At 30.3% G+C, this 16,121-nt stretch carries 18 protein-coding genes; all 18 read right to left on the bottom strand.

The features are described 5' to 3' along the window. Positions 1–4: 4 nt before the first annotated feature. Complete coding sequence (locus EK368_RS06305; RefSeq protein WP_129597585.1) at positions 5–187, bottom strand: hypothetical protein; 183 nt, start codon at positions 185–187, stop codon at positions 5–7. Between the two features lie 61 nt (positions 188–248). Continuing rightward, the gene (locus tag EK368_RS06300) at positions 249–872 is read right to left on the bottom strand and encodes an MBL fold metallo-hydrolase (RefSeq protein WP_129597583.1); all 624 of its coding nucleotides are present in this window, start codon (positions 870–872) and stop codon (positions 249–251) included. 11 nt (positions 873–883) lie between these two features. After that, a complete protein-coding gene (dtd, locus tag EK368_RS06295) occupies positions 884–1,333 on the bottom strand; it encodes a D-aminoacyl-tRNA deacylase (RefSeq protein WP_129597581.1) in 450 nt (149 codons plus the stop codon). Positions 1,334–1,349: 16 nt separating this feature from the next. Continuing rightward, positions 1,350–3,524, bottom strand: coding sequence for a RelA/SpoT family protein (locus EK368_RS06290; protein WP_129597579.1), 2,175 nt, complete (start codon positions 3,522–3,524; stop codon positions 1,350–1,352). 144 nt (positions 3,525–3,668) lie between these two features. Further along, positions 3,669–4,184: an adenine phosphoribosyltransferase gene (locus EK368_RS06285; RefSeq protein ID WP_129597576.1), complete on the bottom strand. Its 516-nt coding sequence runs from the start codon at positions 4,182–4,184 to the stop codon at positions 3,669–3,671. 182 nt (positions 4,185–4,366) lie between these two features. Further along, complete coding sequence (gene secF, locus EK368_RS15180) at positions 4,367–5,227, bottom strand: protein translocase subunit SecF (RefSeq protein WP_165000349.1); 861 nt, start codon at positions 5,225–5,227, stop codon at positions 4,367–4,369. A 16-nt stretch (positions 5,228–5,243) separates the two neighbouring features. After that, positions 5,244–6,500 (bottom strand): protein translocase subunit SecD, encoded by a 1,257-nt coding sequence (gene secD / locus EK368_RS15175; RefSeq protein ID WP_165000348.1) that lies wholly within the window; start codon positions 6,498–6,500, stop codon positions 5,244–5,246. 120 nt (positions 6,501–6,620) lie between these two features. Then, positions 6,621–7,970 (bottom strand): thioether cross-link-forming SCIFF peptide maturase, encoded by a 1,350-nt coding sequence (gene scfB, locus EK368_RS06275; RefSeq protein WP_129597574.1) that lies wholly within the window; start codon positions 7,968–7,970, stop codon positions 6,621–6,623. Positions 7,971–8,129: 159 nt separating this feature from the next. Next, positions 8,130–8,270, bottom strand: coding sequence for a six-cysteine ranthipeptide SCIFF (scfA, locus tag EK368_RS06270; RefSeq protein WP_165000347.1), 141 nt, complete (start codon positions 8,268–8,270; stop codon positions 8,130–8,132). A 65-nt stretch (positions 8,271–8,335) separates the two neighbouring features. Then, a complete protein-coding gene (locus tag EK368_RS06265; RefSeq protein WP_165000346.1) occupies positions 8,336–8,713 on the bottom strand; it encodes a TIGR04086 family membrane protein in 378 nt (125 codons plus the stop codon). A 92-nt stretch (positions 8,714–8,805) separates the two neighbouring features. Further along, the gene (gene yajC / locus EK368_RS06260) at positions 8,806–9,087 is read right to left on the bottom strand and encodes a preprotein translocase subunit YajC (RefSeq protein ID WP_129597568.1); all 282 of its coding nucleotides are present in this window, start codon (positions 9,085–9,087) and stop codon (positions 8,806–8,808) included. 75 nt (positions 9,088–9,162) lie between these two features. Next, positions 9,163–10,281, bottom strand: coding sequence for a tRNA guanosine(34) transglycosylase Tgt (gene tgt / locus EK368_RS06255; protein ID WP_129597566.1), 1,119 nt, complete (start codon positions 10,279–10,281; stop codon positions 9,163–9,165). 23 nt (positions 10,282–10,304) lie between these two features. Beyond that, complete coding sequence (gene queA, locus EK368_RS06250) at positions 10,305–11,330, bottom strand: tRNA preQ1(34) S-adenosylmethionine ribosyltransferase-isomerase QueA (protein WP_129597564.1); 1,026 nt, start codon at positions 11,328–11,330, stop codon at positions 10,305–10,307. Between the two features lie 12 nt (positions 11,331–11,342). Next, positions 11,343–12,950, bottom strand: coding sequence for a SpoIID/LytB domain-containing protein (locus EK368_RS06245; RefSeq protein WP_129597562.1), 1,608 nt, complete (start codon positions 12,948–12,950; stop codon positions 11,343–11,345). 113 nt (positions 12,951–13,063) lie between these two features. Then, positions 13,064–14,065, bottom strand: a complete 1,002-nt coding sequence (gene ruvB, locus EK368_RS06240) for a Holliday junction branch migration DNA helicase RuvB (protein WP_129597804.1) — start codon at positions 14,063–14,065, stop codon at positions 13,064–13,066. Positions 14,066–14,095: 30 nt separating this feature from the next. Next, the gene (gene ruvA / locus EK368_RS06235) at positions 14,096–14,692 is read right to left on the bottom strand and encodes a Holliday junction branch migration protein RuvA (RefSeq protein WP_129597560.1); all 597 of its coding nucleotides are present in this window, start codon (positions 14,690–14,692) and stop codon (positions 14,096–14,098) included. A gap of 13 nt (positions 14,693–14,705) precedes the next feature. Further along, the gene (gene ruvC, locus EK368_RS06230) at positions 14,706–15,200 is read right to left on the bottom strand and encodes a crossover junction endodeoxyribonuclease RuvC (protein ID WP_129597558.1); all 495 of its coding nucleotides are present in this window, start codon (positions 15,198–15,200) and stop codon (positions 14,706–14,708) included. An 84-nt stretch (positions 15,201–15,284) separates the two neighbouring features. Next, on the bottom strand, positions 15,285–15,926 hold the full coding sequence (locus tag EK368_RS06225; protein ID WP_129597556.1) for a hypothetical protein: 642 nt from the start codon (positions 15,924–15,926) through the stop codon (positions 15,285–15,287). Positions 15,927–16,121: the final 195 nt, after the last annotated feature.

Genomic DNA, 16,121 nt, shown 5'->3' with positions numbered 1-16,121 from the left:
TACATTAAAAGTCCTTTTTTATTTCATTTTTAAGTCTTTTTACATGTTCCTTATGAACACCTAATTCACTAGCAATTTCTTCATCACATAAATCTGATTCAACCATATTTAAGAAATCATGAAAATCAATTTCCCTAAGAAGTTCTTGATTTTTTTTTATAATATATTTTCCTATACTTTTTTTCATAATAGACCTCCTGAAGAATTGATACTACTATTATTGTCCCAATTCTTCAGGTATATACTTCTTAGTTTATTAAAAAAGGATTATAAAATTTTTCTCTACCTATGGTAGAGCTTGGTCCATGCCCTGGCAATACTTTGACTTGATCATCTAATTTTAATAGTTTGCTTTTAATAGACTCGATAATAGACTCAAAAGATCCTCCTTCAAAGTCTGTTCTCCCAATAGATCCTGCAAATAAAGTATCTCCTGTAAAAACTACATTTTCCACATGAATAGATACTCCTCCTTTTGTATGACCTGGAGTATGCACAATATGAAGATTTAATTTTCCTAATGAAATGATGTCTCCATCTTTTAAATGTTTATCTGGCTTCATCTCTATAGCTGCTCCACCAATCATACTAGATAAGTTCTTTTTTCTATCCGCAAATAACTCTTCATCTTCTTCATGTAGATAAATAGGCAAATCTATCTTTTCTTTGATTGCAGGAATACCTCCAATATGATCTCCATGAGCATGAGTCAATATTATAAATTGAGGTATTAAATGATTGTCATGAATATATTTTAAAATTCTTTCACCATCTCCACCAGGATCTATAATACATGCTTTTTTTGTTTCTTCACAAGCTAAAATATAGCAGTTTACAGCATAAATTCCTGCTTCTATTTTGTGTATAATCATTTTTTTCCCTCCTAAAAATTCTTTTTACTATCTATAATCATAGTCACTGGTCCATCATTACATAAATTAACTTTCATATCAGCTTGAAAAACACCTGTTTGAACATTTAATTTAAACTCTTTGCATTTTTTTACAAATTTTATATAAAGTTCATTGGCTTTTTCTGGATGAGCTGCATTCATAAAATTAGGTCGTCTTCCTTTTCGACAATCTCCTAAAAGCGTAAATTGTGAAACTACAAGTATTTCTCCTTTTATATCTAATAAAGAGAAATTCATTTTTTCATTCTCATCTTCAAAAATTCTTAAATTTACAATTTTTTCTGCCATATATATTACATCTTTCTCATCATCATCTTCTTCTACTCCTAATAAAACTACAAATCCTTTTTTGATTTTCCCTGTAGTATTTTCATCAACTACCACATTTGCTTGACTGACTCTTTGAATTACTGCTCTCATTTTATGATTCCTCCCCTTAAGATGTTACCCTATATACATCTAAGACGCCTTGCATAGATTTTATTTTTTTAATTAATTTATCTAATTGCTCAATATTTGTAATTTCTATAGTTAGATTGACAATAACTACTCGTTCTTTTGTAGTTCTTGCATTAATAGCAGTAACAGAAAGTTTAATATCTGATAAAACATTGGTTACTTCTGATAATAAGCCTTTTCGATCAGAAGCAATAATTTGTATTTCTGTTTCATACGCCTTTTGTCTATCTGCATCCCATTCTACTTCTATAAAACGATCAATGCTTTCTCTTTCTTTTAGAATATTCACGCAATCTGTTCTATGAATGGATACTCCTCTTCCTCTTGTAATAAAACCTATAATTTCATCTCCAGGAACCGGTGTGCAACACTTTGAAAAACGAACCAATATATTATCAATTCCTTTTACTTTTATTCCTTGGGTATCTTTTTTATCATTTTTAAATTTATTTGTTTTATTTTGTATTGGAATTGTTTCTTGAAGCGTTTTTTCTTCCTTTTGAGATTCTTTGTAAAACTGCTTTAACTTTGGAATCACTTGTCCTAATAAAATTCCTCCATATCCAATGGCAGCATATAAATCTTCTATACTATTTAATCTAAGTTTTTTTACAATATCATTAAGCCATGGGGTTTTAGAAAGTTCATGCACTTCATAATTGTTACGCTTAATTTCTTTCTCAAGCATTTCTCGTCCTTTTTCAATATTTTCTTCTTTTCTTTCTTTTTTAAACCATTGACGAATTCTATTTTTTGCTTGAGTACTTTTTACAAACTTTAACCAATCTCTACTAGGACCATGGCTATTTTTTGACGAAAGCACTTCTACAATATTTCCATTTTTCAGCTTATAATCAATAGGAACAATTCTTCCATCTACCTTTGCCCCAATACAACTATTTCCTATGGCGGAATGAATTTTATAAGCAAAGTCAATAGGCGTAGATCCTGCTGGAAGATCTATGACATCTCCTTTTGGAGTAAATACAAAAACTTCATTTGTAAATAAGTCAATTTTTAGACTTTCCATAAACTCTTTAGGATCATTCATATCTCTTTGCCATTCTAATAATTGTCTAAGCCATCTTAATTTATCATCTAAATTTTCTTTAGTTTCTCCTGTCTTGCCTTCCTTATACTTCCAATGAGCTGCAATACCATATTCTGCAATGCGATGCATATCCCAAGTTCTGATTTGAATTTCAAAAGGTTCTCCATCTGGACCTATCACTGTAGTATGCAACGATTGGTACATATTAGGTTTAGGCATAGCAATATAGTCTTTAAATCTTCCTGGAATCGGCCTCCACATAGTGTGTACAATTCCTAGTGCTCCATAACAATCCTTTACATTGTCTACAAGTATCCTTATAGCTGTTAAATCAAAAATCTCTTCAAAAGCCTTATTTCTATAGACCATCTTCCTATAAATACTGTAAAAATGTTTTGATCTTCCGTTAATTTCACATTTTATCTTTACATCTTTTAATGCATCTTCTAATTCTTTGATTACTTGATTGATATATTCTTCTCTTTCTCTTTTCTTTTTAGATACTTTATCTACCAAGTCATAATATCCTTCTGGATCGATATATCGAAGAGATAAATCTTCAAGTTCCCATTTGATCTTTGATATTCCCAGTCTATGAGCAATAGGTGCATAAATTTCTAATGTTTCTACTGCTTTTTCTCTTTTTTTATCTTCATTCATATATTTTAAAGTTCTCATATTATGAAGACGATCAGCTAGTTTTATAATAATAACTCTTATGTCCTGTGCCATAGCCAAAAACATTTTTCTAAGACTTTCAGCCTGTCTTTCTTCTTTTGTTTCATAAGTAAATCTTCCTAATTTGGTTACTCCTTCCACTAAAATAGCAACTTCTTCACCAAATTCTTGTTTTACTTCTTCATAGGTATATTTTGTATCCTCAATTACATCATGTAAAAGACCTGCAACAATAGTTGCATCATCCATCTCTAATTCTGCTAATATTTTTGCTACTTTCTCTGGATGTACAAAATATTTTTCTCCTGATTTTCTTACCTGTCCTTCATGAGCAGCCTCTGCAAAATTATAGGCTTTAATAATAAAGCCCATATCACTGTTTGGATTATACTGTTGTATTTGTGCTAGTAGATTTTCTAACATATCATCACCCTATTACTACGTCATAACAATAAGATTATACGCATGATTAAAATATTACATACATTATATAACAAATAAAATAAAAATCATAGTATACAATCTAGAGTTTTGTCAAAAAAGAATGAGTGGTTGGAAATCCAACCACTAATTATATTGAATTAAAGATTTCACATCATAATCTTTTAATAATTCTCTTCCACCTAAATAAGTTAATTCAATTAAACATACAATTCCTACCACTTTACCTCCTAAACTTTCAATCATTTTAATAGTTGAAAGTAAAGTCCCTCCAGTAGCTAGTAAATCATCTACAATAATAATCTTTTGTCCTGGTTTGATAGCATCCTTATGCATCTCTAGTGAATCAGTACCATATTCTAGATCATATGTATATTTTACCGTTTCTCCTGGAAGTTTTCCTGGCTTTCTTACTGGAATAAAACCCTTTTTTGTTGCATAAGCAAGAGGAGTTCCTACAATAAACCCTCTTGATTCTGGCCCTACAATAAAATCAAATTCTTTATCTTTAATTTCATGAGCCATTTGGTCAATAGTATATTGAAAAGCTTCTCCATCCTTCAAAAGGGTAGTAATATCTTTAAAGCTTATTCCTTTTTCTGGAAAATCTTCAATAACCCTTATTTTTTCCTTTAAATCCATCAAAATTCCTCCCTTATTCATAAGGATTATAATTAAAAAAATTTATATTCTTTATTTAAGCATACATCTTATTATATGCTATATATTGTCTCTATTCAATATAATTTGTTTTATTGCTTCACTTCATACATATTTAAATAAGTGGCCAATAGGCCACTTATTTAAATATGATTATATTCATTTTAATTATTTCCCAATTCTTTTAATGTAGCCCAAATAGGACTAGCGATAAAAATAGAAGAATACGTTCCTACCGCAGTTCCTAAAATCAAGGGAAGTGTAAAAGTTTTAATAGCTTCTACTCCAAAAATATATAAAACTGCAATCATAACCAATGTAGTTAAAGACGTATTAATTGTACGAGTAATAGTTTGATTAATACTCATATCTACTACTTCTTCGTAATTTTTCTTTTTTACATATCTCATATTTTCTCTGATTCTATCAAAAACTACAATTGTATCATTTATAGAATATCCCACAATCGTAAGCATAGCTGCTACAAAAGAACTATTAAGAGGAATTCTAAAGATAGCAAATACTGAAAGTACAATTAAAATATCATGAATCAACGCTAAAATAGCTGATACTCCAAATTTAACTTCAAAACGAAAAGTAATATAAATAAGCATTCCTAAAGCTGCAATTCCTATTGAAATCAATGCTTTTCTTTGTATTTCACTTCCCATAGAAGGCCCAAATTGCTCTGCTTGTCTAGGCTCATTATCTTTTAAATTATATTTATCTTTTAATGATTCAAACACTTCTTGTCTTTCATTTGTATTTAAATCTTTTTTTGTTTTTATAATAATCTCTTCTTTTTTATCTCCTGCATGAAGGATTTCTGCATCCAAATCAAACTTTGCAATCACTTCTTTTACTTCATTTACTGGTACTGTTTTACCTAAATAAACTTGCATCATGGTTCCGCCTGTAAAATCTATTCCTAGATTGAATCCTCGAAACATTCCCATTATTAATCCTATCACAATAATGGCAATAGAAAGACTAAACCATAACTTCTTTTTAGAAACAATCTTCACTTCTTACACTTCCTTTCTATGCCCCGTAGAATTTTGTATTTTTGAAAATATTCATATCAATAATTGTTTTTAATAATGTTTTCGTTACTACTACTGCTGTAAACATACTTGCCACTAGCCCAACCATTAAAGTTACTGCGAATCCTTTGATAGGCCCTGATCCAAATTGATACAGTACAATTCCTGCAATTAATGTAGTCACATTAGAATCTAGTATTGTTCCTAATGCCTTTGAAAATCCTGAATTTACTGAAGCTCTAAGGCTTTTACCATTTCTAATCTCTTCTTTGATTCTTTCAAATATAATAACATTTGCATCTACTGCCATACCTACAGATAAAATCAATCCTGCAATTCCAGGAAGTGTAAGTACTGCACCAAATCCTATTAATACCCACAAAACAATTAAAATATAAAGAATCAAAGCAATACTTGCAATAAATCCAGGTACCTTATAATAAAGTAACATAAATAAGAATATCAACCCAATTCCTATTCCTGCTGCAAAAATACTTTTGTTTAATGAATCCATACCAAGAGTTGGTCCTATAGCAGAAGTTTGAACTTCTATCAATTCAACAGGCAAAGCTCCCCCTCTGATTAGTGCTGCAAGTTGAGCTGCTTCCTCCATTGTAAAGTTTCCTGTAATAGAACCTTTTCCATTTGGAATTTCATTTTGTACCCCTGGTGTAGAGATTGCTTGTCCATCTAATACAATTGCAATAATTCTTCCTGGTGAATTTTCTGGTTGAGAAGCTGCTTCTCTTGTTGCGATTTGAAAAGCCTTTGCTCCTTCTTTATTAAACTCCAATGAAACTCCTGGAGCATTTCCTTTATCTTTGTCAAATATTACCTCTGCATTTTTTACTTCTTTTCCTGTTAAAATAATTTCACCTTGTGCATTGATAAATTGAAGCTGAGCTGTTTTTCCGATTGCTTCTACAGCTTCTTGAGCATTTTTAGCTCCTGGAAGCTCTACTCTTATTCTATTGCTTCCTTCTCTCATTACATTTGGCTCTGTAAGGCCCATTGCATTTACTCTTCGTTCAATCACTTCTTTTGTTTGAGTCATAATTTTGTCAAGTTCTTGTCCTGTAGCATTTGTTTGTGCTTCAAGTACTACAAATACTCCACCTTTTAAGTCAAGTCCAAGTTTCATACTATCTCTAATAGGCTTTATATGAGCACCTTCAAATCCTTTTATCCCTGTAAACACTCCTACTGTAACAAGGACAAGTACTAATAACAAGATCATTATATTTTTCGTTTTCATATTCTCTACTCCTCCTTTTTGGCTCATAAAAATATTATATACTGAGTATGGATAAGGGTCAATGCTTACTTTTTTTAGAAAACATCATGATCAATGTATCCGATATAATGGTATGATCTCTTATTTTAATAAATTAGCTTGAATAAATAACGCACACTCAATTCTTTTTTTCTCCATTTCACATCCCATTTCATAAGGCTTGTAAATAGTTTGGTTGAAATTATAAGCATTCGCATGACAGCCTCCACTACAATAGAATTTTGCCCAACAATCCCTGCATTTTTCCTTGCTATATACATGAGCATGTTTAAAGTTTTCTCTTATTTCTTGATTTGAAATACCATTATCTACACTTCCTAGACAAAACTCTTCGTTTCCTACAAACTGATGACATGGATAAAGATCTCCCTCTGGGGTTACAGCTAAATATTCAGTTCCTGCTCCACATCCTGATAATCTTTTTACTACACAAGGTCCTTGATTTAAATCAATCATAAAGTGGAAAAAATGAAATCCCTTTCCTTCCTTTTTTCTTTTGATATATTCTTTTGCTAAAAGATCATATTCTTCATAAATCTTTTTTAAATCTTCCTCTGATAGTGCATAATCTTCTTTAGGATCTGTTACTACAGGTTCTATAGAAGTACTATCAAATCCTAAATCTGCTAAGTGAAGTACATCTTTAGAAAAATCTAAATTATTTTTAGTAAAAGTTCCTCTTACAAAATAATCTTTTCCATTTCTCATTTTAGCCATTTTTAAAAATTTAGGAATAATAATATCATAAGTTCCAGATCCATCCACAGTGTATCTCATATAATCATTAACGTTTTTTCTTCCGTCTATACTAAGTACTACATTGTTCATATTTTCATTAATGTATTTCATTTTTTCATCATTTAACAATACACCGTTTGTAGTTATAGTAAATCTAAATCTTTTATTAGTTTCTTTTTCCCTTTTTCTTCCATATTCTACTAATTTTTTGACCACTTCAAAATTCATAAGAGGTTCTCCTCCAAAGAAATCTACTTCAAGATTTCTTCTACTTCCTGAGTGCTCAATTAAAAAGTCTAATGCTTTCTTTCCTACTTCTTCACCCATTAAACTTCTTTGACCTTTAAAATCTCCTTGAGATGCAAAACAATACTTACAGCGAATGTTACAATCATGAGCAATATGCAAGCATAAAGCCTTAATAAAAGGTTTTTTATTTAAAAATGCTGGATGATTTTGATAAACATCTTCTGCATATAAAAGCCCTTCTGATTCTAAAGTCTTTATTTCATCTATTGCTTCTATTATATCTTCTTTTTTGTACTTCTCAGATAATAAAGCTATGATTTTATCTTCAGATTTTTCTTTATAGTAATCTAATACATCGTATATAATTTCATCTATTACATGTACTGCACCACTATTTACATCTAAAACAATTCTTGTATCTTCTTGTATAAACTTGTGTATCATTGATTGTCCTCCTTTAATGTAAAACTTTTTAAACTTTTTATTGCTTAAAAAATTTATAGAAACTTTTTTCTAAAGTTATCCATCATTTTATTAAACGCATAATTTCCTGATTCATATAAAAAACAGTAATATGAAAATATTACTGTTTTTATATATGTATTATCTATTTTCACATTCTTGATTTGCAACTGTACAAGAAGTCTTACATGCTGATTGGCATGAAGTTTGGCACTCTCCACATCCGCCTTTTGCTGCACTCTCTTTTAATGTTGCTTTTGTTAAAGTTTTCACATGCTTCATCCTGATGCCTCCTCTAATTTAATTTCTACTAAATTATAACACAATCGATTATGATGTCAAAGTTTTTATTTTAAATTCACACCAATCATTCCCCCAATTCCACCTGCTACGATTCCAATCATCATCTTATAAAATGCATACATTTCAAATTTAAAATCCTTGATCAACAAAAAACTCATACAAGTAATCACAATCATATAAAAAACTCCTACTAAAAGTCCATTGAATAGTCCTTTTCTTTTTATTTTTACACCTGCATACATACCACTAGTAAAAGCACTCAGTATCATAACAATAGATGCAAGAATAGGAATAATAGATTCAGAAATATCTGTATAAGTAATGAGTAGTGCAATAATCACAAATACAAATAATGAAAAAATACACGCAACCATTATAGATTTTACATAGGTAGCAATCCTATTTTCACTTTCCGTTTTCACCTTTTCCACCTCCAAAAACATTCTTTTAGAATGTTTATGTATAAAAATTTAAAATAGAACTAATAAAAGAAGATGACCTATGTCATCTTCTTTTATGCTACATCATCAGTTTTTAATACATTTCCTACTGCCCATCTAGCAATTTGAAGCTTCGTTTTGTCTGCACCTACTTCAATAATAATAAAGTCATCTTTAATTTTTGAGATTTTACCATATATACCACCTATGGTTGTAATTTGATCTCCCACTTTTAAGTTGTCTCTCATTTCTCTAACTTGCTTTTCTCTTTTCTTTTGCGGTCTAATAATAAGCACATAAAATATAGCAACAAATATGACCGTCATTAAAATAGGTGAATACATCTGCGGATTCATACTATAATGCCTCCTTTTCTGATATACATTAGTATTCTACATAAAAGTATTAACTCCTTTTATATTTAGAAAATTTTATAAATCATATCCATACTTTGCAAAAAATTCTTTTCTAAAATCTAAAAGTCTATCTTCCATAATAGCTTGTCGTACATCTTTCATTAAATTAAGTAAAAAATAAAGATTATGATAAGTAACAAGTCTTGCTGATAAAATTTCTTGTGCTTTAAAAAGATGTCTTAAATAAGCTTTTGAATAATTTCTACAAGTATAACAATCACAATTTGGATCTAGTGGAGAAAAATCCTCCGTATATTTAGCATTTTTAATCACTACTTTTCCAATAGATGTCATAGCCGTACCATTTCTGGCAATACGCGTAGGCAACACACAATCAAACATATCAATTCCTCTTATAACTCCTTCAATTAAACAATCTGGGCTTCCTACTCCCATTAAATATCTTGGTTTATCTTTTGGAAGAAGTGGTGTAGTATAATCTAATACTTCATACATAAGAGGTTTCGGCTCTCCTACACTTAATCCTCCTATTGCATATCCTGGAAAATCAAGTTCTGTAATGTCTTTTACACTTTGCTCTCTCAAATCCTTATACATTCCTCCTTGAACAATTCCAAATAGAGCTTGAGTATTAGGATTTTTATGAGCCTCTTTACATCTTTTTGCCCATCTTGTAGTTCTTTCTAGAGAGTTCTTTACATAATCTCTGTCAGCTGGATAAGGCGCACATTCATCAAACGCCATAATAATATCTGCTCCTAATGCATTTTCTACCTCTATCGCTTTTTCAGGACTAAGAAAATGCTTAGATCCATCTAAATGAGACCGAAACTCTACTCCTTCTTCTGATATCTTTCTTAAATCTCCTAAACTAAATACTTGAAATCCTCCACTATCTGTAAGAATCGGTCTATCCCAATTCATGAATTTATGTAATCCTCCTGCTTTTTCTACCAGATCATGTCCAGGTCTTAAATATAAGTGGTAGGTATTACTTAGAATAATTTGAGCATTAATTTCTTTTAATTCTTCTGGTGTCATAGTCTTTACTGTAGCTTGAGTTCCTACAGGCATAAAGATTGGGGTTTCAATTATCCCGTGTGGAGTATGAAGTCTTCCTAACCTTGCTCCACTTTGTTTACATTCTTTAATCAATTCATATCTAATAGCCATTTTTTATATTTTCTCCTTCTATTTTAAATAATGAGCATAGCATCTCCAAAGCTAAAGAATCTGTATCTGTTTTTTATCGCTTCTTCATATGCTTTAAGTGTAAATTCTCTTCCACAGAATGCACTCACAAGCATAATTAAAGTAGATTCTGGAAGATGAAAATTTGTAATGAGTCCATCAATCATTTTAAATTCATATCCTGGATAAATAAAAATATCTGTCCATCCATTTCCTTCTTTAATCTTACCTTTTTCCTTTCCAATACTTTCTAAAGTTCTTGTAGAAGTAGTGCCTACTGCTATTACTTTTTTTCCATTTTGTTTTGTGTCATTGATGATTTTTTCTGTTTCTTTGCTTACCATATAAAATTCTGAATGCATTTTATGGTTTAATACATCGTCAACCTTTACAGGTCTAAAAGTTCCAAGTCCTACATGAAGAGTAATATAGGCTATATTTACACCCTTTTGTTTTATTTTTTCTAATAAATCAGGAGTAAAATGAAGTCCTGCTGTAGGTGCTGCTGCTGATCCTTCATGCTTTGCATAAACAGTTTGATATCTATTTTGATCTTTTAAAGTCTCCCTTATATAAGGAGGAAGGGGCATAGTTCCTAATTGATCTAGAATTTGTTCAAAAATTCCTTTATATTCAAACTTTACGATGCGTGAGCCTTCTTCTCCCATATCTACAATACGAGCCTTTAATATTCCATCTCCAAAAGAAATAGTATCTCCAACTCTTGCTCTTTTCCCAGGTTTTACCAAAGTCTCCCATGAATCTTCATCTGTTCTTTTTAAAAGTAAAAATTCTACCTTTGCTCCTGTATTTTCTTTGATTCCAAAAAGTCTTGCAGGAAGTACTCTTGTATCATTTAAAACTAAGCAATCTCCAGGATTTAAATAATCTATTACATCTTTAAATACTCCATGATTGATTTGTTGATTTTTTTTATCTAAAATCATTAGCTTAGATTCATCTCTATTTTTCAGAGGAGTTTGTGCAATTAACTCCTCTGGCAAATTAAAATTAAAATCACTTGTTTTCATTTTTAAAACTCCTTAGTCTATATGGATTCCTGTATAATAGTGCTTTAATATTTGTTCATAAGAAAACCCTTGCTCTGCCATTTTTTTAGCTCCCCATTGACTCATTCCAAGTCCATGTCCCCAACCTTTTCCAGAAACAGTATAAGTATCTAAAGAAGAATAATTAGATGTAGTTTCATATAGTGCCTTTATTTTTTCTCCATTAGTTATATAAGTTTTTTCATTCGCTATTTTAATTTCTTCTCCACTTCTAATATACAAAGCAGAATTCTTGGGCTTTTGTATCAAATTTTTATCAGAATTTACAAATAAATCATCTCCATCATTACTATTATTTAAATCATTTCCTATTATATCAAACCACGTACTCTTAATATTATTATAACCAAATACCTTTCGAATCTCATCTTTTTGTAAAATTTTTTCTCCATTTGATCCTTTAATCAAAAGCTTTAAAACTCTTCCATTTTTAGAGCGTTCTACTATAGTTGTATTTTGTATATTTCCTACATATATATTTTGAGTCATTAAAATATCTTCTATTTGCTTCTTTGTATAAACAATGGTCCAATCAGAATTTGGTGCTCCTATAGAATAAGGGTCGTCTACTCCTCTTAAATATCCTATTGGATTTGACCATATATTCTCACTGTCTTCTGTATGTCCTCCACTATTGGAATGATAAAGGGCTGTAACAGCTTTTCCCTCATATGTCATTACTTTTCCTCTAGTTTGATCTACTGCTTGATTGCTTCTTGGTTTTTCACTACTGTATCCTCCATACACTTGACAATCTGTACTAGAACATAAATCGAATCCATGCGCTTTATGTTTATTCATATTGACAAGGGTATAACTTCTTGCAGCAACTGCTTGAGCTTTTTGTGCTTCTATAGGCCAATCTCCTGAAATTTCTCTTGGCAAAACACCATATAGATATTCTTCTAGTCCCAATTGATTAATCACTGTAAAATCACTATCTGGATATCTTTTAATCATGATACTACCTCTATATTTTTTTCCATCTACTTGCATGATTCCTTGTGTATCCTTTTGCAAACTTTCTCTAAAATGATATTCTCCATCTAAGCTATCATATACAAATAAAATCTTGCCTCTTTGATTGATAACTTGAATGCCTCTTGCTACTTGGGGAATCATCGTAACATTATATTCTGGTAAAATTGATTTTATATTTTCTAATGAAACTTGTGCATCTGCAAAATTTTCATAAGGTCCTACCCAAATATTTACTCCATTTTTATAGGCTATGAAAGTATTGTTTATGGATGAAGAAATTTGATTTTGAAAAGTATAAGCTTCATTATTGCTTAAAAATCCTTGTCCAATTTGAATATAAATAGAATTTTCATTATCTTTTTTTACAATTATTTCTCTTTCAAAAAAATCCATTACAATTCTAAATTCATTTCCCATAAAATATCCTAGCTCTATATCATTAGAAGCAGATAATTTTACTTGATTCGGGCAATTTCTTCCATATAGGATTCCTATTTTCACATCATTAGAAGAGGGGTAGACATTAGCAGACCCTAAAGTAGTAAAAGCAAAAGATACGGTCAATATTGTAATCATTATTACTTTGTAAAAATTTTTCATAAATTTCTCCCCTTGATTATTGTTTTTTTTTAAAATTCGACAAAACTAGAGAAATTCCTTTTTTTATATAAGTACAAATCTATTTTTATGTATCGGTTAATTACCTTCTATCTTTATCCTTCTTTAGAAATACCCAAATGTTTATACCCTAAGCTTGTAATTGTTCTTCCCTTAGGAGTTCTTTGCATAAACCCTAATTGAAGAAGATACGGTTCATATACATCCTCAATAGTATTTCTTTCTTCTCCAGTTGAAGCTGATAAAGTATCTAATCCTACCGGACCTCCATTGAATTTTTGTATAATTGTAAACATTATATTTCGATCTACTTGATCTAATCCTAATTCATCTATTTCTAAAAGAGCCAAACCATCTTTTGCAATTTTTAATGTAATAAGTCCATCTCCCTTTACTTGTGCAAAATCTCTCACTCTCTTTAATAATCTATTTGCAATACGAGGTGTTCCTCTCGATCTTTTTGCAATCTCTATAGCAGCTTTTTGTTCTATTTCTATTCCTAATATAGCTGCTGATCGAATTACAATATTTGTTAGATCTTCTATCTCATAAAGCTCAAGCTTACATATAACTCCAAATCGATCTCTAAGAGGAGAGGTTAAAAGACCTGCCCTTGTAGTAGCACCTATTAATGTAAATCTTGATAAATCTAATCGAATAGACCTTGCACTTGGTCCTTTTCCAATAATAATATCTAATGCATAGTCTTCCATAGCAGGATAAAGTATTTCTTCTACAGTTCTATTAAGCCTATGTATTTCATCAATAAACAATACATCATTTTCTGCTAAGTTGGTAAGAATAGCTGCCAAATCACCAGGTCTTTCTATAGCAGGCCCTGAAGTCACTCTAATATTTACCCCTAACTCATTGGCAATAATATTTGATAAGGTAGTTTTTCCAAGACCAGGAGGCCCATATAAAAGCACATGATCTAAAGATTCATCTCTCATCATTGCAGCATCTATAAAAATTTTAAGCTTTTCTTTGACCTTATCTTGTCCCATATAATCATCTAGTTTTCTAGGCCTTAAGCTGTTTTCCACTTCATAATCCTCTACTCTAGGTGCTGTAGTAATAATTCTTCCTTCATCCATATCTTGAATCATATTTCCACCCCCTTTTATCTATCTTGATAATATCTTTAGTGCATTTTTAATCATCATCTCTACACTTTTAGAGGAATCTTTAACAACGTCTATAGCTTTATTTGCTTCTGCTTTTGTATATCCTAAAATTATCAATGCATCTAGGGCTTCTTGTGTATCATCTGATTTATTCATTTGAACCTGAAGCAAATTAGACTCAAAAATTGCCATATCATGATCTACTTTGTCTTTTAACTCCAATATGATTCTTTGTCCTGTTTTTTTTCCTACTCCTTGTGCTTTTATTAAAGTATTGAGATCCTCTGAAATAATAACTCCTACCAAACTTTTATAAGGAATAGAAGATAGTATCCCTAATGCTACCTTTGGTCCTATTCCATTTACAGTAGTTAAAAGCCTAAAAATTTTCAACTCATCTTTCGTTGAAAATCCAAAAATACTCATATCATCTTCTCTTACTATAAGTTGTGTATATACTATTATTTTTTTATGAATCTCTTTAAAATTCACTATAGATGAAGAAGTTGTATAGATTTTATAGCCTATATCATTATGATCTACTATAATATATTCTTCTTTTATTTCTATAAGGTCTCCCTTTATGTATTCTAGCATAAACTATCCCCCATTATCTAATTTTAAACAACCCTTTAAATGCTCCTGAATGAGCATGACAAATAGCTACAGCTAATGCATCTGCTACATCATCAGGCTTTGGTATTTGGGGTAGATTAAGAAGAGTCTTAGTCATTTGTTGTACTTGCTTTTTATCTGCCCTTCCATACCCTACAACACCTTGCTTGACTTGTAGCGGTGTATACTCATAAATATCTATACCTCTATTGGCAGCTCCTAAGATTAATACCCCTCGAGCATGTCCAACCATTAAAGCAGTTTTAACATTTTTATTGAAAAACAGCTCTTCTATAGCTACTACATCTGGTTTAAATCGATCTAACAAAATCTCTAAATCATCATAAACTTTTTTGAGTCTTTGAGGCATCTCTTCATTAGCGTGTGTTATAATAGCCCCATAACCTAAAGTTTTTATATGATTTCCTTTATATTCTATAACACCATACCCTACAATCGCAATTCCTGGATCAATCCCTAATATGATCATAAACTTCTCTCCCTTGTACAAACAAATATTCGATCTTTTATATTGTATCATACACAAACAAAAATGTACTCAAAAGAGTACATTTTAGCTACTATAATCTTCTAAAATTTGATTGATTTCTTCTTTGCTTTTTTTGACGATTCCTTCTTTCATATATTGTAAATCCATATTACTTAAAGAAGACATAGGAATCTCAGTTTGCTCTAATAAAATATTTTCTCCACTTTCATTTACTTGATATACACCTATATATCCATTATATTCTTTTACAATATAATAATTAGGTGGTACTATATTTGTTGTTTTATATAATTCTACCATATCTTCATTACATTGTCTTATTTCCCAGTCTGTATATTTTTCTTGTAAATAATTTTGAACCTCTTCAAAACTTTTTCCTATGCATTCCTTAGGTAAACTACTTTTCTTTGTCATTGTATCTCTAGTCTTTTCATAATATGTATTAAATACAATTTGAGTTTGTTTTGTAAGTTTGTTTTCACTTTCTACAATAGGAATCTTTTGGGGTTTTTCATCATTTTTTTTCACTACTTGTTTTTCTTGCTCTTTTGATGGTTCTAAAATATTATTTCCCCATTGAGTAGGACTATTTTCTTCAGTAGTATTAAGTTCTCTGTCTTTGTATCCATATAAAAATGCTATTGAAAACAAAACTATACATGATAAAAGAATTTTCCTTTTTCTTTTACGTCTTCTATTCCACATAAAATCCCTCCTAGTCTATCTAGAAGGGATTGTTTCCACATTTCATGAAATTATACATATTAATAAAATATACTTCTTCTAATAATTGTCCTTTCTGAATTATCATTAGAATTTTAAAAAATAATTCATTAAAAGAACCTCCTAGTTAGGAGGTTCTTGATTGCTTTATTCTATTTATTTACTGATAACACATCA

The sequence above is a fragment of the Anaerophilus nitritigenes genome (genome assembly GCF_004138215.1).
In the GTDB taxonomy this organism is placed as follows: domain Bacteria; phylum Bacillota; class Clostridia; order Peptostreptococcales; family Thermotaleaceae; genus Anaerophilus; species Anaerophilus nitritogenes.
This window is presented reverse-complemented; position numbering and strand designations above follow the sequence as displayed.

Excerpts from the sequence above, each read along its gene's own strand:
- EK368_RS06300 (WP_129597583.1), bottom strand. The coding sequence starts at position 872 with ATGATTATACACAAAATAGAAGCAGGAATTTATGCTGTAAACTGCTAT.
- queA (WP_129597564.1), bottom strand. The coding sequence starts at position 11,330 with ATGAAAACAAGTGATTTTAATTTTAATTTGCCAGAGGAGTTAATTGCA.
- scfA (WP_165000347.1), bottom strand. The coding sequence starts at position 8,270 with ATGAAGCATGTGAAAACTTTAACAAAAGCAACATTAAAAGAGAGTGCA.
- EK368_RS06290 (WP_129597579.1), bottom strand. The coding sequence starts at position 3,524 with ATGTTAGAAAATCTACTAGCACAAATACAACAGTATAATCCAAACAGT.
- ruvA (WP_129597560.1), bottom strand. The coding sequence starts at position 14,692 with ATGCTAGAATACATAAAGGGAGACCTTATAGAAATAAAAGAAGAATAT.
- EK368_RS06305 (WP_129597585.1), bottom strand. The coding sequence starts at position 187 with ATGAAAAAAAGTATAGGAAAATATATTATAAAAAAAAATCAAGAACTT.
- scfB (WP_129597574.1), bottom strand. The coding sequence starts at position 7,970 with ATGATACACAAGTTTATACAAGAAGATACAAGAATTGTTTTAGATGTA.
- yajC (WP_129597568.1), bottom strand. The coding sequence starts at position 9,087 with ATGAATCCGCAGATGTATTCACCTATTTTAATGACGGTCATATTTGTT.
- EK368_RS06245 (WP_129597562.1), bottom strand. The coding sequence starts at position 12,950 with ATGAAAAATTTTTACAAAGTAATAATGATTACAATATTGACCGTATCT.
- dtd (WP_129597581.1), bottom strand. The coding sequence starts at position 1,333 with ATGAGAGCAGTAATTCAAAGAGTCAGTCAAGCAAATGTGGTAGTTGAT.
- ruvB (WP_129597804.1), bottom strand. The coding sequence starts at position 14,065 with ATGGATGAAGGAAGAATTATTACTACAGCACCTAGAGTAGAGGATTAT.
- tgt (WP_129597566.1), bottom strand. The coding sequence starts at position 10,281 with ATGGCTATTAGATATGAATTGATTAAAGAATGTAAACAAAGTGGAGCA.
- secD (WP_165000348.1), bottom strand. The coding sequence starts at position 6,500 with ATGAAAACGAAAAATATAATGATCTTGTTATTAGTACTTGTCCTTGTT.
- EK368_RS06225 (WP_129597556.1), bottom strand. The coding sequence starts at position 15,926 with ATGTGGAATAGAAGACGTAAAAGAAAAAGGAAAATTCTTTTATCATGT.
- EK368_RS06285 (WP_129597576.1), bottom strand. The coding sequence starts at position 4,184 with ATGGATTTAAAGGAAAAAATAAGGGTTATTGAAGATTTTCCAGAAAAA.
- ruvC (WP_129597558.1), bottom strand. The coding sequence starts at position 15,200 with ATGATCATATTAGGGATTGATCCAGGAATTGCGATTGTAGGGTATGGT.